Source organism: Mesorhizobium sp. B4-1-4 (genome assembly GCF_006439395.2).
GTDB lineage: Bacteria > Pseudomonadota > Alphaproteobacteria > Rhizobiales > Rhizobiaceae > Mesorhizobium.
Genome location: NZ_CP083950.1, coordinates 4,669,336 through 4,690,694, shown reverse-complemented (window position 1 = coordinate 4,690,694; position 21,359 = coordinate 4,669,336). Strand labels below are relative to the sequence as shown.

20 protein-coding genes and 1 pseudogene are annotated in these 21,359 nt (G+C 64.2%); 16 read left to right on the top strand and 5 right to left on the bottom strand.

Going from position 1 to position 21,359, the window contains the following annotated elements; translation table 11 throughout:
- The first annotated feature begins 85 nt into the window (after positions 1–85).
- Positions 86–2,269 (top strand): primosomal protein N', encoded by a 2,184-nt coding sequence (locus tag FJW03_RS22575; RefSeq protein WP_140612224.1) that lies wholly within the window; start codon positions 86–88, stop codon positions 2,267–2,269.
- Between the two features lie 7 nt (positions 2,270–2,276).
- Here the strand turns inward: FJW03_RS22575 and FJW03_RS22570 are convergent, their stop codons facing one another.
- Complete coding sequence (locus tag FJW03_RS22570) at positions 2,277–2,732, bottom strand: type II toxin-antitoxin system VapC family toxin (RefSeq protein ID WP_140766910.1); 456 nt, start codon at positions 2,730–2,732, stop codon at positions 2,277–2,279.
- On the bottom strand, positions 2,729–2,971 hold the full coding sequence (locus FJW03_RS22565; RefSeq protein ID WP_140612228.1) for a type II toxin-antitoxin system Phd/YefM family antitoxin: 243 nt from the start codon (positions 2,969–2,971) through the stop codon (positions 2,729–2,731). The genes FJW03_RS22570 and FJW03_RS22565 overlap by 4 nt, the downstream gene beginning before the upstream one ends.
- A 66-nt stretch (positions 2,972–3,037) precedes the next feature.
- Here FJW03_RS22565 and FJW03_RS22560 point away from each other — a divergent pair, with 66 nt between their 5' ends.
- The 7 genes from FJW03_RS22560 (at position 3,038) to FJW03_RS22530 (ending at position 9,659) form a co-directional block, all read left to right on the top strand.
- Positions 3,038–3,733 (top strand): aspartate/glutamate racemase family protein, encoded by a 696-nt coding sequence (locus tag FJW03_RS22560; protein ID WP_140612230.1) that lies wholly within the window; start codon positions 3,038–3,040, stop codon positions 3,731–3,733.
- A 94-nt stretch (positions 3,734–3,827) separates the two neighbouring features.
- Positions 3,828–4,223 (top strand): DUF4345 family protein, encoded by a 396-nt coding sequence (locus tag FJW03_RS22555; RefSeq protein WP_140612232.1) that lies wholly within the window; start codon positions 3,828–3,830, stop codon positions 4,221–4,223.
- A gap of 246 nt (positions 4,224–4,469) precedes the next feature.
- Entirely contained in the window at positions 4,470–5,030 is a 561-nt protein-coding gene (locus tag FJW03_RS22550; protein ID WP_140766911.1) for a F0F1 ATP synthase subunit delta, read from the top strand.
- Positions 5,030–6,559 (top strand): F0F1 ATP synthase subunit alpha, encoded by a 1,530-nt coding sequence (gene atpA, locus FJW03_RS22545; protein ID WP_140697920.1) that lies wholly within the window; start codon positions 5,030–5,032, stop codon positions 6,557–6,559. The genes FJW03_RS22550 and atpA overlap by 1 nt, the downstream gene beginning before the upstream one ends.
- 46 nt (positions 6,560–6,605) lie before the next feature.
- A complete protein-coding gene (locus tag FJW03_RS22540) occupies positions 6,606–7,493 on the top strand; it encodes a F0F1 ATP synthase subunit gamma (RefSeq protein WP_140766912.1) in 888 nt (295 codons plus the stop codon).
- A gap of 70 nt (positions 7,494–7,563) precedes the next feature.
- A complete protein-coding gene (atpD, locus tag FJW03_RS22535) occupies positions 7,564–9,141 on the top strand; it encodes a F0F1 ATP synthase subunit beta (RefSeq protein WP_181173350.1) in 1,578 nt (525 codons plus the stop codon).
- Between the two features lie 110 nt (positions 9,142–9,251).
- Complete coding sequence (locus FJW03_RS22530) at positions 9,252–9,659, top strand: F0F1 ATP synthase subunit epsilon (protein WP_140766913.1); 408 nt, start codon at positions 9,252–9,254, stop codon at positions 9,657–9,659.
- A gap of 52 nt (positions 9,660–9,711) precedes the next feature.
- Here the strand turns inward: FJW03_RS22530 and FJW03_RS22525 are convergent, their stop codons facing one another.
- A complete protein-coding gene (locus FJW03_RS22525) occupies positions 9,712–11,232 on the bottom strand; it encodes a mannitol dehydrogenase family protein (protein ID WP_140766914.1) in 1,521 nt (506 codons plus the stop codon).
- 139 nt (positions 11,233–11,371) lie between these two features.
- Here FJW03_RS22525 and uxaC point away from each other — a divergent pair, with 139 nt between their 5' ends.
- The 8 genes from uxaC (at position 11,372) to FJW03_RS22485 (ending at position 18,535) form a co-directional block, all read left to right on the top strand.
- Positions 11,372–12,784, top strand: coding sequence for a glucuronate isomerase (gene uxaC / locus FJW03_RS22520; protein ID WP_140766915.1), 1,413 nt, complete (start codon positions 11,372–11,374; stop codon positions 12,782–12,784).
- Between the two features lie 31 nt (positions 12,785–12,815).
- Entirely contained in the window at positions 12,816–13,793 is a 978-nt protein-coding gene (locus tag FJW03_RS22515) for a TRAP transporter substrate-binding protein (RefSeq protein WP_140766916.1), read from the top strand.
- A 2-nt stretch (positions 13,794–13,795) separates the two neighbouring features.
- On the top strand, positions 13,796–14,380 hold the full coding sequence (locus FJW03_RS22510; protein ID WP_181173351.1) for a TRAP transporter small permease: 585 nt from the start codon (positions 13,796–13,798) through the stop codon (positions 14,378–14,380).
- A 3-nt stretch (positions 14,381–14,383) separates the two neighbouring features.
- Complete coding sequence (locus FJW03_RS22505) at positions 14,384–15,664, top strand: TRAP transporter large permease (RefSeq protein ID WP_140766917.1); 1,281 nt, start codon at positions 14,384–14,386, stop codon at positions 15,662–15,664.
- 114 nt (positions 15,665–15,778) lie between these two features.
- Positions 15,779–16,552 carry a FadR/GntR family transcriptional regulator gene (locus FJW03_RS22500; RefSeq protein ID WP_140766918.1) on the top strand — a complete coding sequence of 258 codons (774 nt, stop codon included), beginning with the start codon at positions 15,779–15,781 and terminating at the stop codon, positions 16,550–16,552.
- A 21-nt stretch (positions 16,553–16,573) separates the two neighbouring features.
- A complete protein-coding gene (kduI, locus tag FJW03_RS22495) occupies positions 16,574–17,425 on the top strand; it encodes a 5-dehydro-4-deoxy-D-glucuronate isomerase (RefSeq protein ID WP_140766919.1) in 852 nt (283 codons plus the stop codon).
- The gene (gene kduD, locus FJW03_RS22490) at positions 17,422–18,186 is read left to right on the top strand and encodes a 2-dehydro-3-deoxy-D-gluconate 5-dehydrogenase KduD (RefSeq protein ID WP_140766920.1); all 765 of its coding nucleotides are present in this window, start codon (positions 17,422–17,424) and stop codon (positions 18,184–18,186) included. The genes kduI and kduD overlap by 4 nt, the downstream gene beginning before the upstream one ends.
- A gap of 10 nt (positions 18,187–18,196) precedes the next feature.
- The gene (locus tag FJW03_RS22485; RefSeq protein ID WP_140766921.1) at positions 18,197–18,535 is read left to right on the top strand and encodes a cupin domain-containing protein; all 339 of its coding nucleotides are present in this window, start codon (positions 18,197–18,199) and stop codon (positions 18,533–18,535) included.
- A 146-nt stretch (positions 18,536–18,681) separates the two neighbouring features.
- On the opposite strand, the gene FJW03_RS22480 is transcribed toward FJW03_RS22485, so the two are convergent.
- The gene (locus FJW03_RS22480) at positions 18,682–19,698 is read right to left on the bottom strand and encodes a glycosyltransferase family 9 protein (protein WP_140766922.1); all 1,017 of its coding nucleotides are present in this window, start codon (positions 19,696–19,698) and stop codon (positions 18,682–18,684) included.
- A 179-nt stretch (positions 19,699–19,877) separates the two neighbouring features.
- A pseudogene (locus tag FJW03_RS22475) lies at positions 19,878–21,298 on the bottom strand (coniferyl aldehyde dehydrogenase).
- Between the last annotated feature and the right edge of the window lie 61 nt (positions 21,299–21,359).

The window sequence follows — 21,359 nt, the reverse complement described above, 5'->3', positions numbered from 1 at the left end:
TCTCCTGACGATTTCGTCGTGCTTGGGAAGGCACGTTCAGCGTTGCTCTTTGATCTAGACTAAAGTCGGGGCAAGGTCACGCCTCATGAGTGAAGATTCGCCCTTTGTCGCGGCCGCGCCGGTGCTGGTGCCGATGCCGGCCGAACGCCCCTACACCTATGCCGTACCGGCCGGCATGCGTGTCGTGCCGGGCTCGATCGTGCGCGTGCCGCTTGGGCCGCGCCAGGTCGCCGGCATCGTCTGGGACGGTGCGGTCGAGAAGGTCGATGCGAAAAAGCTGCGCCCGATCGAACAGGTCTTCGACTGCCCGCCGATCGACCGTGCCATGCGCCGTTTCGTCGACTGGGTGGCGCAATACACGCTGTCGGCGCCCGGCATGGTGGCGCGCATGCTGCTCAGGGCGCCGGAGGCTTTCGATCCCGAACCCTGGATCGAGGGGCTGCAGCGAACCACGGCCGTTCCCGACCGGATGACGGATGCGCGGTCGCGCGTGCTGGAGACGGCGGAGGGCGGCCTTGCCTGGACGCGTTCCGGCCTCGCCCATGCCGCCGGCGTGTCCTCGACGGTGATCGAGGGGCTCAAGGCGCAAGGCGTGTTCGAGACGGTGATGATCCCGCCGCGCCCGGTCGTGGCCGCGCCTGATCCGAACTATGCCGTGCCGGAGCTGATGCCGGACCAGAATGATGCCGCCTCGATGCTGCGCACCAATGTCGCGGCCGGTGCTTTCAATGTGGCGCTGCTCGACGGCGTCACCGGTTCGGGCAAGACGGAGGTTTATTTCGAGGCGGTGGCGGCGGCCCTCGACCAGGGCAAACAGGTGCTGATCCTGCTGCCGGAAATCGCGCTGACCCACGCGTTTCTGGAGCGCTTCCAGCGCCGCTTCGGCGCCAAGCCGGCCGAATGGCATTCGGACCTGCCCCCCAGGATGCGCGAAAAAGTCTGGCGGCAGGTGGCGGAAGGCCGCGTGCGCGTCGTTGCCGGCGCGCGCTCGGCGCTGTTCCTGCCGTTCAAGGAGCTTGGCCTGATCGTCGTCGACGAGGAGCACGACCCCGCCTACAAGCAGGAAGACCGCGTCTTCTACAATGCGCGCGACATGGCCGTCGTGCGCGGCCATATTGGCGGCTTTCCCGTGGTGCTGGCATCGGCGACGCCGTCGGTCGAAAGCCGGGTCAATGCCAGCCAAGGCCGGTACGCCAGGGCCGTCCTTTCCGCCCGCTTCGCCGAGGCGGCACTTCCCGATCTCAAATCGGTCGACATGCGGCGCGCGCCGCCGGCGCGTGGCGGCTTCCTGTCGCCGGTGCTGATCGACCATATGCGCCGGACGCTGGAGAAGAAGGAACAGTCGCTGCTGTTCCTCAACCGGCGCGGCTATGCGCCGCTGACGCTGTGCCGGGTCTGCGGCCACCGCTTCGGCTGTCCGGTCTGCTCGGCCTGGCTGGTCGAGCATCGCTTTCGCGGCCAGCTGGTCTGCCACCATTGCGGGCATAATGAGCGCCGCCCCGAGGCATGTCCTGAATGCGGCACGCTCGATCATCTCGTCGCCTGCGGGCCGGGCGTCGAGCGCATCGCCGAGGAGGTCGTCACGCATTTCCCCGACGCGCGCACCGTCGTCCTGTCGTCGGATCTGATGGGCGGCGTGCGGCGGCTGCGGTTGGAACTGGAGGCGATCGCCGATGGCGAAGCCGATATCGTCATCGGCACGCAACTGGTTGCCAAGGGGCACAACTTCCCCAACATGACGTTGGTCGGCGTCGTCGATGCGGATCTCGGTCTCGCCAATGGCGATCCGCGCGCCGCCGAGCGCACCTTCCAGCTGCTCAGCCAGGTAACCGGCCGTGCCGGCCGCACCGGCAAGAAGAGCCTCGGCCTGCTGCAGACCTTCCAGCCCGATCATCCTGTGATGCGGGCGATCGTGTCCGGCGATGCGGAAGCCTTTTACGAGCGCGAGATCGCCGAGCGCGAGCGGGCGGCCTTGCCACCCTTCGGACGGCTCGCCGGCGTCATCGTTAGCGCGGTGACGCGGGCGGAAGCTGAGGGTCACGCCCGTGGCCTGCGCCGCGCGGCGCCTGAAGCGTCGGACCTGTTCGTGCTCGGGCCGGCCGAAGCGCCGTTGTCCCTGCTCGGCGGCCGCCATCGCTTCCGCCTGCTGATCCAGGGCGAACGCCGCGCCGACATGCAGGGGTTCATCCGGACGATGCTGGCCAATGGGCCGAAACAGCGCGGCTCGGTCCGGGTGCAGGTCGATATCGATCCGCAGAGCTTTTTGTGAGAATGGATCAGTCGGGGCCTGGCGGATCTTGCAGTATATTCCAGCACCCAACATCAAGCGCTTCAAAGTGCCTGACGTTTGCCGTAAGCACGGTAAGCTCATTGGCTGCCGCCGTAGCAGCGATCAGTATGTCCGCCAAGCCCGGGTTCTTGCCTTTCGCAGAGACCGCTTCCTCCATTCGGCCCGCTCTTCGCGCTATGTCGGCATTGATCCCCAGAATTTGATCCGCGAATTCTTCGATGGTGTCGTTGACCCAGGCAGCGAGGTTCTCCGCGCGCTTTGATGCCCCGGCACGATCGAGCTTGCGTATGCCTTTCTCGATTTCGGTGATAGCAATAACCGGTATGAAGAGCGTTTGCTGTTCACCTTGCGATACGATCCAATTGGCGACGTCTTTCGCAAGTGGCAGCCGGCCAGGCGCGAACGCCGATAAGATGGACGTGTCGAGAAGATAGCCGCTCAAAGATCGATATCCCGCGACGGGGACTCATTCCTTTCCAACTCGATCCCTCCTGGGTAGGTCAGAAGAAACTCCCCGAAATTTCGACGCTTGGCTGGATAAAGCTTTTGCAAGTCCTTGACCGAAACGACAGCCGCTGCTGGCTTACCGTGCTTTGTGATAATGGTGGGCTCGCCGCTCTCCGCGGCCTCGACGAGCGCCGAGAACCCTGCCTTGGCTTCCCGAACCTGCATTGTTTTCACGGTAAATCTCCTTGTGGTCTCTTGTGGTCATAATATAGGAATTGCACGGTAAAGGAACAGCCCGTCATGAAAACCCTTGGCCTGCTCGGCGGCATGAGCTGGGAATCGACCGCCATATATTACCGCCAGCTCAACGAGATCGTGCGCGAGCGCCTTGGCGGGCTGCATTCGGCGAGATTGCTGCTCTGGTCGTTCGATTTCGCCGAGATCGCGGAGCGGCAGCACCATGGCGATTGGGATGGCGCCGGCGTGCTCCTTGTCGAAGCGGCGCGCAAGCTGGAGGCGGGCGGCGCCGAGGGCCTGCTTCTGTGCACCAACACCATGCACAAACTGGCAGACCAGGTGCAGGCGTCGGTATCGATCCCGCTGATCCACATCGCCGATGCCACCGCGGTCGCGATCAAGCGCGCCGGCTTGCAGCGGCCGGCATTGCTGGCGACACGCTTCACCATGGAGAAGGATTTCTACAAGCGCCGGCTCATCGACAAATATGGCTTGCAGCCGGTGGTGCCCGACGCGGCCGGTCGCGACATGGTGCATCGTGTCATCTATGACGAGCTCTGCCAGGGCATCGTCACCGACGTTTCGAAGGCGGCCTATATCGCCGAGGTCGAGCGTCTGCGTCGGGAAAAGGCCGTCGACAGCCTCATCATGGGCTGCACCGAGATCACCATGCTGATTGGCCAGCGGGATTTCGACATTCCTGTCTTCGACACGACGCGCATCCATGCCGAGGCGGCAGTGCAATTCGCGCTCGGTTGATGCGCTTGGCCTAAAGTGCTTGGAGCCATCTGGCGCGGCGCTTTACCTCAGCTAGAATGCCAAAAATTTCAAAGCAGGCGTTTCGAGGGACAAGATGGATTTTGCGTTTCCATGGCCGACGAGCCAGGGCGAGTGGCTGGCCTGGTCGAGCGCCGTCGTCACAGTGCTGCTGGGCTTGCTGTTTTTCCTGGCGCCGGGCGTTGCCTTCCGCATCCTGCGCCTGCAGGCGAGGCCGGAGAAGGCAGCGGCAATCGCCGAGGGGCGCGGCAGGATGTCGGGCTTTTATCTCGGCGTCGGCCTGTGCTGCGTCCTGCTCGCGCAGCCATTGGTTTACATGGCACTCGGCTTCTCCTGGCTGTTCACCGCCTTTGGCCGGCTGCTGTCGATGATGTCGGATGGCGCCAACACACCTTTCAATTGGGTTTCCATTGTGGTGGAATTGGCCCTGGCGGCATTGCCGCTCGCCTTTGCCTTCGGCTTTGTGCCCTGAATCCAGGGGTATCGCGGTGTCAAAGGTGCCGATCTTTCGCCGGATGCGACAATAGTGCCTGAAAACCATGCGGAACGACGCATTGCGGTCTTAAAATGCCTGTGCTAGACGGCAATCGACTTTCGGCCGGGGATAGCGGAAGCCGCGCCTCCGTGCTTGAAAAAATGCAGTAAGGTCAAAGATTTAGCCAGAGTTTTTGCTCGCGCCAACAATCTGCGGCCTGTCAGACAAGAGAAAAGACGGTCCGTGGCTCAATCGTCATCGCCAATCTCAGGTGTCGCAGAACGCTATGCCGGTTCGCTGTTCGAACTCGCATCGCAGGCAAATTCCGTCGCCAAGGTCGAAGCCGACCTCAACAGTTTCGAGGCGATGCTCGCCGGCAGTGCCGACCTCACCCGGCTGATCAACAGCCCGGTGTTTTCCAGTGAAGACCAGGCCAAGGCCATCGCGGCGATCGCCGACAAGGCGGAGGTTACCGGGCTGACCGGCAATTTCCTGCGCGTCGTCGCCAAGAACCGCCGCCTGTTCGCGGTGCCGGGCATGATCAAGGCGTTCCGCCAGATCGCCGCCGAGCATCGTGGCGAGGCCGCCGCCGAGGTGACGTCGGCTCACGAGCTGAACGCTGCCCAGGAAACCGAACTCAAGGCGGCGTTGAAAAGCGTTGCCGGCAAGGACGTGGCCATCTCCGTCACTGTCGATCCGTCGCTGCTCGGCGGGCTGGTGGTCAAGATGGGCTCGCGCCAGATCGATACGTCGCTCAAAACCAAACTCAATTCGCTCAAGCTTGCACTGAAAGAGGTCGGCTGATGGACATCCGCGCCGCGGAAATTTCCGCAATTCTGAAAGACCAGATCAAGAATTTCGGCAAGGAGGCCGAGGTCTCCGAAGTTGGACAGGTGCTGTCCGTCGGTGACGGTATCGCCCGCGTCTACGGCCTCGACAATGTCCAGGCCGGCGAGATGGTCGAATTCCCCGGCGGCATCCGCGGCATGGCGCTCAACCTCGAAGCCGACAATGTCGGCGTCGTCATCTTCGGCGCTGACCGCGACATCAAGGAAGGCGACACCGTCAAGCGCACCGGCGCCATTGTCGACGCGCCTGTCGGCCCCGGCCTGCTCGGCCGCGTCGTTGACGCGCTTGGCAACCCGATCGACGGCAAGGGCCCGATCAAGGCGACCGAGCGCAGGCGTGTCGACGTCAAGGCGCCCGGCATCATCCCGCGCAAGTCGGTGAACGAGCCGATGTCGACCGGCCTCAAGGCCATCGACGCGCTGATCCCGGTCGGTCGCGGCCAGCGCGAGCTGGTCATCGGCGACCGCCAGACCGGCAAGACCGCGATCATCCTCGACACGATGCTCAACCAGAAGTCGGTGCACGACAACGGCCCCGAGAAGGAAAAGCTCTACTGCGTCTACGTCGCCGTCGGCCAGAAGCGCTCGACCGTCGCGCAGTTCGTCAAGGTGCTGGAAGAGCGCGGCGCGCTTGAATATTCGATCATCGTCGCCGCCACCGCTTCCGATCCGGCGCCGATGCAGTTCCTGGCGCCGTTCACGGCCTGCACCATGGGCGAATTTTTCCGCGACAACGGCATGCATGCGCTGATCAGCTATGACGATCTGTCGAAGCAGGCCGTCGCCTACCGCCAGATGTCGCTGCTGCTGCGCCGCCCGCCGGGCCGCGAAGCCTATCCGGGCGACGTCTTCTACCTGCACTCGCGCCTGCTCGAGCGCGCCGCCAAGCTCAATGACGATCTCGGCGGTGGCTCGCTGACGGCCCTGCCGGTCATCGAGACGCAGGCCAACGACGTGTCGGCCTACATCCCGACCAACGTGATCTCGATCACCGACGGCCAGATCTTCCTCGAAACCAACCTGTTCTTCCAGGGCATCCGTCCGGCCGTCAACGTCGGCCTGTCGGTGTCGCGCGTCGGCTCCTCGGCGCAGATCAAGGCGATGAAGCAGGTCGCCGGCTCGATCAAGGGCGAGCTCGCGCAGTACCGCGAAATGGCGGCCTTCGCGCAGTTCGGCTCGGATCTCGACGCCGCCACGCAGCGCCTGCTCAACCGCGGATCGCGCCTGACCGAGCTCCTGAAGCAGCCGCAGTTCTCGCCGCTGAAGACGGAAGAACAGGTCGCGGTGATCTTCGCCGGCGTCAATGGCTATCTCGACAAGCTGCCGGTCAACCAGGTCGGCAAGTTCGAGCATGGCCTGCTCAGCCACATGCGCTCGGCCGGCAAGGACGTTCTCGACGCCATCCGCAACGAAAAGGCGCTGTCGGACGATCTGCGCGCCAAGCTCAAGGCCGAAATCGACGCTTTCGCCAAGACCTTCGCCTGAGCGAAGCGCCAATCCGGATGAGACAAGACGGGATCAGGTTTGAAGCATGCCTTCATTAAAAGACCTTCGTAACCGTATCGCCTCGGTCAAGGCGACGCAGAAGATCACCAAGGCGATGCAGATGGTCGCCGCGGCGAAGCTTCGCCGCGCGCAAGAGGCCGCGGAAGCGGCGCGCCCCTATTCGGAGCGCATGGGTTCCGTGCTGGCCAACATCACCCAGGCGGTCGGCGGCGGTGGCGATGCCCCGGCGCTGATGACCGGCACCGGCAAGGATGATGTGCATCTGCTCATCGTCTGCACGGCCGAGCGCGGCCTTTGCGGCGGCTTCAATTCGCAGATCGCCCGTCATGCCCGCGACCACATCCGCCGGCTGCTGGCCGACGGCAAGCAGGTCAAGATCATCTGCGTCGGCAAGAAGGGTTTCGACATACTGCGCCGCGACTATGCGTCGATGATCCTCGAACGTATCGACCTGCGCGAGGTCAAGACGCTCGGCTTCGTCAATGCCGACGCGATCGCCCGCAAGGTCATCAATCTTTTCAACGAGGGCGCCTTCGACGTCTGCACCCTGTTCTACTCGCAGTTCAAGTCGGTGATCAGCCAGGTTCCGACCGCGCAGCAGATCATCCCGGTCGCCACCGCTTCTTCGGCCCAGGCCGAATCGGCGGATGGCGCCAGTGCCGTCTATGAATATGAGCCGGAGCCCGGTGAAATCCTGTCCGACCTCATCCCGCGCAACATCGCGGTGCAGATCTTCCGCGCGCTGCTCGAAAACGCGGCCGGCGAAATGGGCGCCAAGATGAGCGCCATGGACAATGCGACGCGCAACGCCGGCGAGATGATCAACAAACTGTCGATCACCTACAACCGCCAGCGGCAGGCGCAGATCACCAAGGAACTGATTGAAATCATTTCGGGCGCCGAGGCGCTCTAGGCGCGGTTCGCGGGTCATCGGCCCGCGACTGGACCGCGTGAAAAACAAAGGACGAAAAAGGGTAAAGACGATGGCGAAAGCAGCGACCCCCAAGACGGCGGCCCCGAAGGCCGCGGTTCCCGCCAAGGCGGCAAAGGTTCCGGCGGCAGCGAAGGCGGCTCCTGCCAGCACGGCGGCAGCACCGGCCATGGCAGGGACGGCCGGGACTTCGGCAGTGGCGACCAAGGCCACGGGCGTAATCGGCAAGGTCCGCCAGGTCATCGGCGCCGTCGTCGACGTTCAGTTCGGCGAGCATCTGCCGCCGATCCTGAACGCGCTGGAGACGACCAATGTCGGCAACCGGCTCGTGCTCGAAGTTGCCCAGCATCTTGGCGAGAACACCGTGCGCTGCATCGCCATGGACTCCACCGAAGGCCTGGTGCGCGGCCAGGAAGTGCGTGACACCGGCGGCCCGATCGCGGTTCCGGTCGGCCCGGGCATGCTCGGCCGCATCATCAACGTCATCGGCGAGCCGGTGGACGAAGCCGGCCCGGTCGACGCGGTCGAACTGCGTTCGATCCATCAGCCGGCTCCGGCCTATATCGACCAGTCGACGGAAGCGCAGATCCTGATCACCGGCATCAAGGTGCTCGACCTTCTGGCTCCCTACGCCAAGGGCGGCAAGATCGGCCTGTTCGGCGGCGCCGGCGTCGGCAAGACCGTGCTGATCCAGGAACTGATCAACAACATCGCCAAGGCCCATGGCGGCTATTCGGTGTTCGCCGGCGTCGGCGAGCGCACCCGCGAAGGCAACGACCTCTATCACGAGTTCATCGAATCCGGCGTCAACAAGAAGGGCGGCGGCGAAGGCTCCAAGGCGGCACTGGTGTACGGCCAGATGAACGAGCCGCCGGGCGCGCGCGCCCGCGTCGGCCTGACCGGCCTGACGGTTGCCGAATATTTCCGCGACCAGGGCCAGGACGTGCTGTTCTTCGTCGACAACATCTTCCGCTTCACGCAGGCGGGTTCGGAAGTGTCCGCGCTTCTGGGCCGTATCCCGTCGGCCGTGGGCTATCAGCCGACGCTCGCCACCGACATGGGCGCGCTGCAGGAACGCATCACCACCACCACCAAGGGCTCGATCACATCAGTGCAGGCCATCTACGTGCCGGCCGACGACTTGACCGACCCGGCGCCGGCGACCTCGTTCGCGCACCTTGACGCGACGACGACGCTCAACCGCGCCATCGCCGAAAAGGGCATCTACCCGGCGGTCGATCCGCTCGATTCGACCTCGCGCATGCTCGACCCGCTGGTCGTCGGCGACGAGCACTATGGCGTTGCCCGCCAGGTGCAGTCGATCCTCCAGCGCTACAAGTCGCTGCAGGACATCATCGCCATCCTGGGCATGGACGAGCTTTCCGAAGAGGACAAGCAGACGGTGGCGCGCGCCCGCAAGATCGAGCGCTTCCTTTCGCAACCCTTCTTCGTCGCCGAAGTGTTCACCGGCGCGCCGGGCAAGCTGGTCGATCTCGCCGACACCATCAAGGGCTTCAAGGGCCTCTGCAACGGCGACTACGACCATCTTCCGGAAGCCGCCTTCTACATGGTCGGTGGCATCGAGGAAGCGGTCGAGAAGGCACAGCGCCTGGCGGCTGAAGCGGCATAATCAAGGCAATAGGGAGTAGTCGGTAGTCGATAGTGAATAGCAGCTGGGCTAGGGGGGCAGTTGCCCTCTTCCCTACTTCCTACTCACCAGTCCCTACTCACTAAATTGACATGGCTGAAGCTTTCAAGTTCGAACTGGTCTCACCGGAGCGCCTGCTGGTTTCTGCCGAGGTCGAGTCGGTCGTCATCCCGGGCGCCGAGGGCGAGATGACCGTCATGGCGCATCACGCGCCGGTCATGACCACGATCCAGCCGGGTGTCGTCACGGTGAAGGCCGCGTCCGGCGGCGAAGAGCGGTATGTCGTGTTCGGCGGCTTCGCCGACATCGTCCCGGCCGGCTGCACGCTGCTGGCGGAATCGGCTGTCGCGGTGAAGGATGTCGACCGGGCCGATCTCGCGCGCCGCATCCAGGAAGCCAAGGAAGACGCCGCCGACGCCAAGGACGACCAGGCGCGCACCAAGGCGGAACAGTTCCTCGGCCAGCTCACCACGCTGGAAGGCGCCATTCTGCCGGCCTGAGATCGGCACCAAATGATTGACTGAAAAGCGGGGCCTTGCCTCGCTTTTTTGTTTAGGCGTCCAATGCAGCGAAAGCTGCTGCCGGTCCGCCACGGCGCAACTGTCCGAGGCTGTCGGCGGCAAGACCTATCAGTGTTTCGCGCGCCCGGTCGCCTCTTGCAAAGCCGGCCACGTCGAACACCGCCGCCACCGTTTCGTCCGCCGGCGACCGTCGGTCAAGAAGCGCCGTCAGCGGCGCATCGAGCGGATCGGTGAAATGCGCTTCCGGTAAGGTCTTGCCGCGCGCCTCGCAAGCCGCGATCCAGGCGGCGATTACCAGTGCGAGATGGTCTGGCGCGGCGCCGGCATGAAGGCGCTCGATCGCGGAGGCGATGATGCGCTGCGGCAATTTCTGGCTGCCGTCATTGGCGATCTGCGCGGTGCGGTGAGCGAGCGCGGTGTTGGAGAAGCGCTCGGCAAGTTGGGCCGTATAGGCGGATGTGTCGAGCCCGGCGTCCGTCGGCAATGTCGGGATGGCCTCGGCCCACAGCGCATCGACAAAGCTTCTTATCGCCGGATCGGCAAAGGCGCGGTCGACGGTGGCGTGGCCGCTGAGCAGGCCGAGATAGGCGATGGCCGAATGCGCACCGTTGAGCAGCCTCAGCTTCATGTCCTCGAAGGGCCTGACATCACCGACCATGGTGACGCCGAATTTTTCCCAAGCAGGGCGGCCCGCCGGAAACTTGTCTTCCACCACCCATTGGCGGAAGGGCTCGGTCATCACGGGCCAGGCATCCTCGACACCGAGTTCGCCTGATATCCTTGCCCGGTCGGCATCCGTGGTCGCCGGGACGATGCGGTCGACCATGCTCGACGGAAACGCGACCTCGTCGGCGATGTGGAAAGCGAGGCTGGGTTCGTCCGTTGAGCCGAGCCTGGCATCGCGCAACGTTGCGAATTCGGTCAGCAGCCGGTGCAGCGTGGCGCCGTTGGCCGGCAGGTTGTCGCAACAGAGCACGGTGAAGGGCGGCGTGCCGGCGGCCCGCCTGCGGGCAAGCGCTTCGGCGAGAAAACCATGCGCCGTCTTTGGCATCCGTGGATTTCTGAGATCGTGGGCGATCTCGGAATGAGCGGTGTCCAGTCCGCCGCCCGCCGCCCTGAGATAGGCCTTCTCGGTGATGGTCAGCGTGACGATGCGGGTGCGAGGATCGGTCAGCGCCGCCAGCACCGCCTCCGGATCTTCCGGCGCGACCAGCATCGAACCGATGGAACCGATGACGCGAAGCCGCTCTCCGCCGCTGCCGCGGATTGCCAGCGTGTAGAGCCCATCCTGCGGCGCCAGCGCGTCGCGCGTGTCGGCGCTGCGCAAGGAGACGCCTGTTATGCCCCAGTCCGTCTCGCCCGCCGCGAGGCAGTCGTCGACATAGGCGGCCTGATGGGCGCGATGGAAGGCGCCGACGCCGAGATGCACTATGCCCGTGACGACACGGGCGCGGTCGTAGGAGGGTGTAGCGACCGCTGCCGGTAACGCCTGAACGGTTTTGCCCGAGAGACGGTTATTCGTCGTGGCGCGGCTGGTCTGGTCGGACGGCATAAAATCGCCTCGGGATCATCGGCAAAAGGCGTAACATCCGATCTCCTGCCACACAATGGGACAAGTCATCATACAACAATCTAATTTTTGTATGTTGACATTATTTCCTTCCAATCCTACCGATAACGTCCTCGGGAGGATGACCGTGGCACTGACCAATGCGGATTTGCTGTTTCCCGCCGAGGCCCATCCGCGTTCGATCGCCCGGGGGCTTTATGCCGGGATCAAGGACCTGCCGATCGTCAGCCCGCACGGCCACACCGATCCGCGGTGGTATGCGCTCAACGAGCCGTTCCCGGATCCGGCGCAATTGCTCATCGTGCCCGACCACTATATTTTCCGCATGCTGTTCAGCCAGGGCGTGCGGCTGGAGGATCTCGGCGTGCCGACCGTGGACGGCGCGCCGGTCGAGACCGACGGCAGGACGATCTGGCGGCGCTTCGCCGAGCACTATCTTCTGTTCCGGGGCACGCCGACGCGGCTGTGGTTCGACCATGTGCTGGAGCATCTGTTCGGCATCGACGAGCCGCTGAGTGCCGCGACGGCCGACCGTCACTACGACATGATCGCGACCTTACTGCAGTGGGAGAATTTCCGCCCCCGCGCCCTGTTCGAGCGCTTCAACATCGAGATCATCGCGACGACCGAAGGTGCGCTGGACGATCTCAGATGGCACAGGATGATCCGCGACAGTGGCTGGGATGGCCGCGTCGTCACCGCCTACCGGCCGGACGCGGTTGTCGATCCCGATTTCGAAGGATTCCCGGCCAATCTCGATCGGCTCGGCGAAATCACCGGCCGCGACACCGGCACCTGGGCCGGCTATCTCGACGCGCATCGCCAGCGCCGCGCCTTCTTCAAGGAGTTTGGCGCAACCTCGTCCGATCACGGCCATCCGACCGCCGAGACGGCCAATCTTTCCGATGCGGCGGCGCAAGAGCTGTTCAACCGCATCCGCAGCGGCTCGGAGGACGAACGCGAGCGAAAACTGTTCCGCGCCCAGATGCTGACCGAGATGGCCAAGATGAGCCGGGACGACGGGTTGGTGCTGCAGATCCACCCCGGCTCTTGGCGCAACCATTCGCCTGGCATCTTCCATAAGTTCGGCCGCGACAAAGGCTTCGATATCCCGACGCGGACCGATTATGTGACGGCGCTGAAGCCACTGCTCGATTGCGTCGGGCTGGAGCGCGACCTGACCGTCATCGTCTTCACGCTGGACGAAAGCAGCTATGCGCGCGAACTGGCGCCGCTTGCCGGCGTCTATCCGGCACTGAAGCTCGGGCCAGCCTGGTGGTTCCATGACAGTCCGGAAGGTATGCGCCGCTTCCGCGAGATGACGACGGAAACAGCGGGCTTCTACAACACCGTCGGTTTCAACGACGACACCCGTGCCTTTCCCTCGATCCCGGCTCGTCATGACGTGGCCCGGCGGGTCGACTGTGCGTTCCTCGCGCGCCTCGTCGCCGAGCACCGGCTGCGCGAGGACGAGGCGCATGAACTGGCCAGGGAGCTTGCCTACACGCTTGCCAAGAAGGCGTACCGGCTGTGAGCCGGCGTTTTGATTTCAAAGGGAGGAAGTCATGTTGTTTTTATCGAAAATGACGGCGGCCACATTCGCCTTCGGCTCGCTGCTGATCGGCACTGCCAACGCTGAAACCGTACTGCGATCGTCGGATACCCATCCGGACGGCTATCCGACGGTCGAGGCGGTCAAATACATGGGTGACCTGATCAAGCAGCGCAGCAACGGCCGCTACTCGATCGAGGTCTATCATTCCGCGCAGCTCGGCGAGGAAAAAGACACGATCGAACAGACCCAGGCCGGCGTCATCGATCTCGACCGCGTCTCGATGGGTCCATTCAACGGCATCGTACCGGAAACCGCGGTGCCGTCGCTGCCCTACATGTTCCGCTCGGTCGAGCATATGCGCCATGTCATGGACGGCCCGATCGGCGATCAGATCCTGAAGGCCTTCGAGGCGCATGACCTCATCGGCCTGGCCTTCTACGATTCGGGCGCGCGTTCCTTCTACAACACCAAGAAGGACATCACCTCGATGGCCGACATGCAGGGCATGAAGTTCCGCGTCATCCAGTCGGACGTGTTCGTCGATATGGTCAACGCGCTCGGCGCCAATGCCACGCCCATGGCCTATGGCGAGGTGTATTCGGCGCTGCAGACAGGCGTTATCGACGGTGCCGAGAACAATTGGCCGAGCTTCGAATCCGCCAAGCATTACGAAGTTGCCAAGCACTATACGATGGATGAGCACCAGATCGTCCCGGAAGTGCTGGTGATGTCCAAGGCAAGCTGGGGCAAGCTGTCGCCGGAGGACCAGGCGATCGTGCGGCAAGCAGCCAAGGACAGCGTCGTCAAGATGCGCGAACTCTGGGACGCGCGGGAGAAGAAGTCGCGCGGCATCGTCGAGGCCGCCGGCGTGAAGGTCAGCGAAATCGACAAGCGGCCGCTGATCGATGCCATGAAACCCGTCTATGACAAGTATTTGTCGACGCCTGAGCTGAAAGACCTGGCCGCTCGGATACAGGCCGAGAAATGACGATGACGGGCAGCACGCCAGGCAGCGCGGAGACCCCCGCGCTGCCTTCCGGCCGGTCGGGCCAGACAGGGTTCTGGCTGCGGGCGGAGCGCCTTCTTTCCGGGCTTGCCCGGCTGGCCCTATGGATCAGCGGAGCGGGATTGACGCTGATGACGATTGTCATCTTCTGGCAGGTGTTCTCGCGCTACGTGCTCAACCGGTCGCCAAGCTGGACCGAATCCTTCTCGGTGCTTTTGATGGGATGGTTCATCTTCCTTGGCGCCGCCGTCGGTGTGCGCGAACGCACGCATCTTGGTTTCGATGTGCTGCTCTATGTGTTGCCCGCCTCGGCGAAGGCGGTGCTGCGCAGTATTTCCGACCTTGTCGTGCTGGCCTTCGGCGCCGGCATGATCATCTACGGCATACAACTGGCAAAGCTGACCTGGAAAACGGTGATGCCCTCGCTCGCCCTGCCGGGCGGGGTCAGCTTCCTGCCGGTCATTCTGGGCGGTGCGCTGGTCTGCTTGTTTTCGCTGGAGCGCCTGGCCGGGCGTTTTGCCGGACTGCCGGTCGACGCCGACATTTATGCGACCGGCGAGGAGCCCTGAATCATGGCGCTGACTGTCCTGTTCGGAACCTTCGTGTTTCTGCTCGTCATCGGCACGCCGATCGCTTTCTGCCTCGGCGTTGCCAGCTTCGCGACGATCCTGACGCTGGGCCTGCCGCCGGTGGTGGTGTTCCAGCGGCTCAATTCCGGGGTCAGCGTGTTCTCGCTGATGGCCATTCCCTTCTTCATCTTCGCCGGCGACCTGATGGTGCGCGGCGGCATCGCGGCGCGCCTGGTGGCGCTGGCCGGATCGCTTGTCGGCCATCTGCGCGGCGGCCTGGGCCAGGTCAACATCGCCGCCTCGACCATGTTCGGCGGCATTTCCGGATCGGCGGTGGCGGACGCCTCGGCGGTCGGCGGGCTGATGATCCCGCAGATGAAGGCGCGCGGCTACGGGATAGACTATGCCGTCAACATCACGTCGGTCGGCGCCATCATCGCCTTGCTTATCCCGCCGTCGCACAACATGATCATCTATTCGATCTCGGCCGGCGGCCGCATCTCGATCGCCGACCTATTCACGGCGGGCGTCATACCGGGCCTGCTGCTGGCGCTGTCGCTGATGATCACGGCCTATTGGGTCGCCAGCCGGCGCGGCTATCCCACCGAGCCCTTCGCCGGCTTCGGTCGCGCGATGCAACTGCTTGTCGCCGCCATTCCCGGCCTCGTGCTGATCGGCATCATCTTCGGCGGCGTCAGGTCGGGCATCTTCACGGCGACGGAAAGCTCGTGCATCGCCATCGTCTATGCTTTCCTGGTGACGCTTGTCATCTACCGTTCGATGAGCTGGGTCGACTTCGTCGCCGCGACCACGGCGGCGGTGCGCACGACGGCGATGGTGCTGATGATCATCGGCTGCGCCGCCGCCTTTGGCTGGCTGCTCGCCTATCTCAGGGTTCCCGCCGCGCTGGTCGCCTTTCTGCAGTCGGTATCCGACAACAAGCTGGTCATCCTGCTGTTGATCAACATCGTCCTGCTCATCCTCGGCACATTCATGGACATGTCGCCGCTGATCATCATCACCACGCCGATCTTCCTGCCCGTGGTCATGGCCTATGGCGTCGATCCCGTGCATTTTGGCGTCATCCTGATCCTCAATCTCGGCATCGGCCTGTGCACGCCGCCGGTGGGCGCCGTGCTCTTCGTCAGCTGTGCCATCGGCCGCATTCCGATCTGGACGGCGATGCGCTCGATCTGGCCGTTCTATGGCGCGGCCTTCGCCGTGTTGATGCTTGTCACCTACATACCGGAAATCTCATTGTGGCTGCCGAGCCTGTTCCACTAGAGCGGGCCAGCGACGGATAGAATCGCTGGCCCGCTCCAACTTTTTGTTTTTACGCAATTCCGGACGGAAGACGGCTACGCACTTTTCCTGGAATTGCTTTAGGAGGTTCACCACGTGTCCGAAACAGTTGCCGACCTCCGGGTCGAGAGAAAACCCAAACTCTCGGAGACCGTCGTGGCGGCGATCCGCAAGCAGTTGCAGGCGGGCGAGATCCTGCCCGGCCACAAACTGCCGACCGAAGGCCAGCTGACCGAAACCTTCGGCGTCAGCCGCACCGTCATCCGCGAGGCCTTGGCCAAGCTTGCCGCCGACGGCCTAGTCGAGCCTCGCCAGGGGGCGGGCGTCTTCGTCATCGAGCACATCTCGACGATGTTCGGCGCGCTGGCCGCCGACATGGGCACCAAGGATTCCATCGCGCTCAGCGTGTTGGAGGTACGCCTGGCGATCGAGATCGAATCGGCGGGGCTTGCCGCCATCCGCCGCAATGCCGCGCAGGAAGCGGCGATCCAGGAAGCCTTCTTCGAGTTCGAACGGCTGCTGCTCAACAGCGAGCCGACCGGGCCGGCCGATCTCGCCTTCCACCGCGCCATCGCCAGCGCCACCAACAATCCGTTCTATGTCGAAATGCTCGACGTGCTCGGCCGGCGCGCCATACCGTGCGACGTGACCTCGCCCTGGTCGACGGAACTGGTGCAATCCGACAGCTACCAACGCGGGCTGCAGGGGGAGCATCTGGTGATCCTCAACGCGATCACGTCCGGCGATGCAGAAGCCGCGCGCGAGGCGATGCGCGCGCACCTCACCGCCAGCCAGCAGCGCTACCGCGAACGCCTCCACGCCAGGCAGGTCTTCTATGCCAGTTCGGTCAAGGCGGCCGCCGGCGAGTGATTATTGGAAGTCAGGACAGAGATGAGCCAGAGCCGTACCGACTACACATCGCGTTTCGCCATCGACCCCGCCGCCGCGGCGGCCATGGGCACCGACGAACTGCGCCATAACTTCCATATCGAAGACCTGTTTCAGCTCGACCGGATCAGTCTGACCTACACCCACTACGACCGGATGATCGTCGGCGGCGCCGTGCCGGCCGGCAGCCCGCTTCGGCTGGAAGCGATCAAGCCAACAGGAACAAAGGGCTTTCTCGATCGCCGCGAGCTGATCGCCGTCAACATCGGCGGTGCCGGCACGATCGAAGCCGGTGGCCAGCTGTTCACGGTCCTGGCGCGCGACATGCTCTATCTCGGCATGGGCACCAGCGACGTATTGTTCGCGTCGGCGAATTCCGATGAGCCGGCTAAGTTCTACCTGTTGAGCGCGCCGGCGCATCAAGCTCATCCCAATCGGCTGATCCGCATCGGCGACGCCAGGCGCGTCGATCTCGGCAGCAAGGACGCCTGCAACGAGCGCTCGATCTTCCAGTTCATCCACGCCGATGGCGCGAAAACCTGCCAGCTCGTCGTCGGCATGACGCAGCTCGCACCCGGCTCTGTCTGGAACACCATGCCATGCCATGTGCATGACCGGCGCATGGAGGCCTATCTCTATTTCGATCTGGCGGACACGGCGCGGGTCTTCCATTTCATGGGCGAACCCGACGAGACGCGCCATATCGTGATGCGCAACGAGGAGGCTGTGCTCTCCCCCGGCTGGTCGATCCATTCGGGTGCCGGTACGTCGAACTACGCCTTCATCTGGGCAATGGCCGGCGACAATGTCGACTACACCGATGTCGATCCGGTGGCGATGGAAGAACTGCGGTGAGCGACCTCTCCGCTTTCAGTCTGGCCGGCAAACGCATCCTCGTTACCGGCGCCAATACCGGAATCGGCCAAGGCATAGCGGTGTCGATCGCGCGTGCGGGCGGCGCGGTCGTCGGCGTCGGCCGCTCATCGATGGACGAGACGGCGGCAAGGATCGCCGAGGTGGGCGGGCAGTTCGAAGCTGTTACCGCCGACCTGGCCGACACGGCGGCGGCCGGACCGATGCTGGACCGGGTCTGGGAAGAAAGCGGACCGCTCGACGGGCTGGTCAACAATGCCGGCATCATCCGGCGCGCCGATGCCGTCGATCTAAGCGAGGCCGATTGGAACGGCGTGCTCGACGTCAACCTGAAGACGGTCTTCCTGCTCTGCCAGGCCTTCGCCAGGCGCGTCCTGGCCGATGGGCGCAAGGGCAAGATCGTCAACATCGCCTCGGTGCTGAGCTTTCAGGGCGGCATCCGCGTCGCGTCCTACACCGCCTCCAAGCATGGCGTGCTTGGCATCACCCGGCTGCTTGCCTGCGAATGGGCGGCGAAAGGCATCAACGTCAACGGCATCGCGCCGGGCTATATCGAAACCAACAATACGCAGGCGCTGCGTGCCGACCCTGACAGAAGCGCTGCCATCCTGGCGCGCATTCCGGCGGGCCGATGGGGCGAGCCGGGAGACATTGGCGATGCCGCTGTTTTCTTGCTGGCTCAGGCATCGAACTACATGCATGGCGCGGTGATGCCGGTGGATGGCGGCTGGCTGGCGCGGTGAGGAGGTGACGATGACGAAACCGAAGATGTTCGCGCGGGCCGGCGAGGGTGCCTGGACGCCGACGCCGGACGGCAACAGGCGGCGCGTTCTGCTGCACACGGACGAATTGATGATGGTCGAATTCGGCTTCGACAAGGGTGGCATCGGCGCGCTGCACTCGCACCCGCATGTGCAGGCAAGTTACGTCGCCGAGGGCCGCTTCGAGGTGACCATCGACGGCCGGACCGAGATCCTTGGGGCCGGCGGAAGCTTCATCGTGCCGTCCGGTCTGGTGCATGGCGTCAAGGCGCTGGAAGCGGGGCGGCTGGTCGACAGTTTCACGCCGCGCCGGGCTGATTTTTTGGTCTGACGGGCGTCTTCTGCTTGCCCAGCGCAAATCAAAACCCGCGCCTCCGAAGAGGCGCGGGCGTTGCCTGGGCGCTTGTGGCGCCGCGGTACTCAAAACATCACCGCAGGATTGGAAACCTGCCAGATCATGGTGAATATAAGCTTAACTTAATAGACTAAATCCGCGTGGTCACGGCGACCGGCGGCGAGCAAGCGACGCGTGGCCTCGAGAATGGCCTCGACCGGCGTGTCGGCGACATTGGCTGTTCTGCCGCGCCTCGGCGCCGTCACCACTTCGACCCGGTTCGACAGCGGCCGCCACCGCTCGAGATTGGCGCCATTGTTGACGATCACCGTCGGCGTCATGACGGTGGCGAACAGGTGCCCCAGCCCGCCTTCCATGCCCACATAGGCGGCAGCCATCTCGCCACGCGCCAGCAGGAGGTCGCCGAACGGCTCGACTCCGAGCCCGAGTTCCGGACCGATCACCGAAAGACGGCTCTCCCTGGCGAGAAGGGCCTGCGGCGTCGGTCCGTCGCCGGGGGTCACCAGATACAGGACCTGATAGCCGGCATCGATGAGATTGCCGGCCATGGCGGCGACCTGGGCCTCGCTCATGAACTTGTTGCCCCTGGCATTGCCGCCAAGCAGGATCAGCGGCCGGTCGCCGGTTCCGCGAAGCCGGCGCGCCAGAGCCCGGGCCGGCTGTGGGACATCGAGCGGATGGTTGAATGGCAAGTGCCGGCCGGCGAGGCGCTCGATCAGCCGGTGGTAGCGCCAGCCATTGTGTTCGGGCCGCAAGGTCCATCTTGTTCCCCAACGCAGCGACAGGAGATGACCGGCAAAATTGGGCTCGTAGCGGACGCCGCGGCCGACAAGCTGCAATCCTGTCACCATCAGCCCGGGCACGCCCGCCCGGAAGTCGACGACCGTCGTTCGTCCGCCGGGCCGTGCGAACTCAGCCAGAATGGCGGAAAGCGGCACAATCGTCCTGAAGTCATCGACGAGGGGAGCGGCATGCTTGTGCAACATGCCCGTGAGCGAGGACTTGCCCTGGCTGCCATAGACGATATGGCTTCGCGGGAAGGCCGTTCTTGCCGCCCGCAACGCCGGTATCCTCAGCAACCCGTCGCCGAGGGCGTCGTTGCGGACGTAGAAGATAAGCAGCGGCGCGGGCAAATCCATGGCCAGGCGGATCCGTTAGCTATGAGATCGGGAATAAGTCGGAAAAGATCGTGCAAAAAGACAGCAAATTCCGGCCGAATCCAGAGGGAATATGTGCCAAACGCAATAATAGGGGGCGGTATCAACCGCTATCATCGCCGGTGCGCTGGTCATTCCGGCACTAAAACGCCCGGCGTTGCTCAGGTGATATGCGTGAGCAGGCTGAAAAGGCGCTCGAACGTCTTGCCGTAGGGCGGGCGTAGAAGTCCTCCCGCACTCAGTCTGGACTGCAGGAAAACCGGCTTCTCCTTGCTGAAGATGCGGAACCCCCATTCGCCGTGATAGGCGCCCATGCCGCTGGCGCCGACACCGCCGAAAGGCTGGTTCTCCTGCACCAGATGCAGCATGCAGTCGTTGATCGTGACGCCGCCGGCGAGGGTCTCATGCAGGATGCGTTGGCGGTTGCGGCTGTCGTGGCCGAACCAGTAGAGCGCCAGCGGCCGGTCGGCCCGGTTCACATGGTCGATCGCATCGTCGACCGTGGCATATTCGACGATCGGCAGCACCGGGCCGAAAATCTCTTCGCGCATCAGCCGCAGGTCCGGACCGGCATTCCTGACCAAGGTCGGCGGCAGCTTTCGGTTCGTAGTGCCGAGCTCTTCGCCGGCCGGATTGATTTCGACGACATCGGCGCCGGCGTCGCGGGCTTCCGCGATCATGGCGCGCAGGCGCTGTAATGCCGGGCGCTGATGATGGCGGTGTAGTCGGGATTGTCGCGCAGGGTGGGGTAGAGCCGCGCCACCGCCGTGGCGAGCTTCACGGCGACCGTGCCTGCCTGTCCCCTGGGCACCAGCAGATAGTCCGGCGCGATGCAGGTCTGTCCGGCATTGAGCAGCTTGCCATAAGCAACACTGGATGTAGCCGCATCGAGGTCGCATGAGGGATCGAAGATCGCCGGCGACTTGCCGCCGAGTTCGAGCGTGACCGGGGTCAGATTGGCGGCAGCGGCGACCGCGACCTGGCGGCCGACGGCGGTCGAGCCGGTGAACAGGAGGTGATCGAAGGGCATCGACACGAAGGCCTTGCCCGTTTCGGCATCGCCGGTGATCACACTCAACTCATCCGGGGCAAAATGCTTGCTGGCCAGTCTGGCGAGCAACTCCGAGAAAGCAGGCGTCAGTTCGGAAGGCTTGACCAGCACGCGGTTGCCGGCGGCAAGGGCTGCTGTGACCGGCGCGACGGCGAGCTGGAAGGGGTAGTTCCAGGGCGAGACGATGCCGACGACGCCAAGCGGCTGCGGCAGCAGGCGATTTCGGCCGGGCAGGAACGGCAAGGTGGTGGCGACACGACGCTCCCGCATCCAGCCGCGAAGATGGGAAAGCGCGTGGCGGATGCCGGCGCGCACGACGAACAGTTCGGCAAGGCGGGTCTCATGCGCCGAGCGGCCGCCGAAGTCGGCGTCGATCGCCGCGCAGATTTCCGCCTCATGCTTTTCGGTGAGCGCCAGCAGGCGTTTCAGGCGGTCCTTTCGTACGCCAAGGTCCGGAAAGGGCTGTGCCTGGAAGGCCGCACGCTGCCGTTTGAACCGGTCGCCGAGCGTGTCCTGTCTGACCTGCAGCATCGCGTCCTCCCCCTGTCGTAGGGGCTGAGCTTACATCCCGGTCCCTGCAGGAATCCAGTCG

Excerpts from the sequence above, each read along its gene's own strand:
- FJW03_RS22510 (WP_181173351.1), top strand. The coding sequence starts at position 13,796 with ATGACGGGCAGCACGCCAGGCAGCGCGGAGACCCCCGCGCTGCCTTCC.
- FJW03_RS22515 (WP_140766916.1), top strand. The coding sequence starts at position 12,816 with ATGTTGTTTTTATCGAAAATGACGGCGGCCACATTCGCCTTCGGCTCG.
- FJW03_RS22525 (WP_140766914.1), bottom strand. The coding sequence starts at position 11,232 with ATGCCGTCCGACCAGACCAGCCGCGCCACGACGAATAACCGTCTCTCG.
- FJW03_RS22485 (WP_140766921.1), top strand. The coding sequence starts at position 18,197 with ATGACGAAACCGAAGATGTTCGCGCGGGCCGGCGAGGGTGCCTGGACG.
- FJW03_RS22505 (WP_140766917.1), top strand. The coding sequence starts at position 14,384 with ATGGCGCTGACTGTCCTGTTCGGAACCTTCGTGTTTCTGCTCGTCATC.
- FJW03_RS22540 (WP_140766912.1), top strand. The coding sequence starts at position 6,606 with ATGCCTTCATTAAAAGACCTTCGTAACCGTATCGCCTCGGTCAAGGCG.
- FJW03_RS22530 (WP_140766913.1), top strand. The coding sequence starts at position 9,252 with ATGGCTGAAGCTTTCAAGTTCGAACTGGTCTCACCGGAGCGCCTGCTG.
- atpA (WP_140697920.1), top strand. The coding sequence starts at position 5,030 with ATGGACATCCGCGCCGCGGAAATTTCCGCAATTCTGAAAGACCAGATC.
- kduI (WP_140766919.1), top strand. The coding sequence starts at position 16,574 with ATGAGCCAGAGCCGTACCGACTACACATCGCGTTTCGCCATCGACCCC.
- FJW03_RS22560 (WP_140612230.1), top strand. The coding sequence starts at position 3,038 with ATGAAAACCCTTGGCCTGCTCGGCGGCATGAGCTGGGAATCGACCGCC.
- FJW03_RS22575 (WP_140612224.1), top strand. The coding sequence starts at position 86 with ATGAGTGAAGATTCGCCCTTTGTCGCGGCCGCGCCGGTGCTGGTGCCG.
- uxaC (WP_140766915.1), top strand. The coding sequence starts at position 11,372 with ATGACCGTGGCACTGACCAATGCGGATTTGCTGTTTCCCGCCGAGGCC.
- FJW03_RS22555 (WP_140612232.1), top strand. The coding sequence starts at position 3,828 with ATGGATTTTGCGTTTCCATGGCCGACGAGCCAGGGCGAGTGGCTGGCC.
- atpD (WP_181173350.1), top strand. The coding sequence starts at position 7,564 with ATGGCGAAAGCAGCGACCCCCAAGACGGCGGCCCCGAAGGCCGCGGTT.
- FJW03_RS22480 (WP_140766922.1), bottom strand. The coding sequence starts at position 19,698 with ATGGATTTGCCCGCGCCGCTGCTTATCTTCTACGTCCGCAACGACGCC.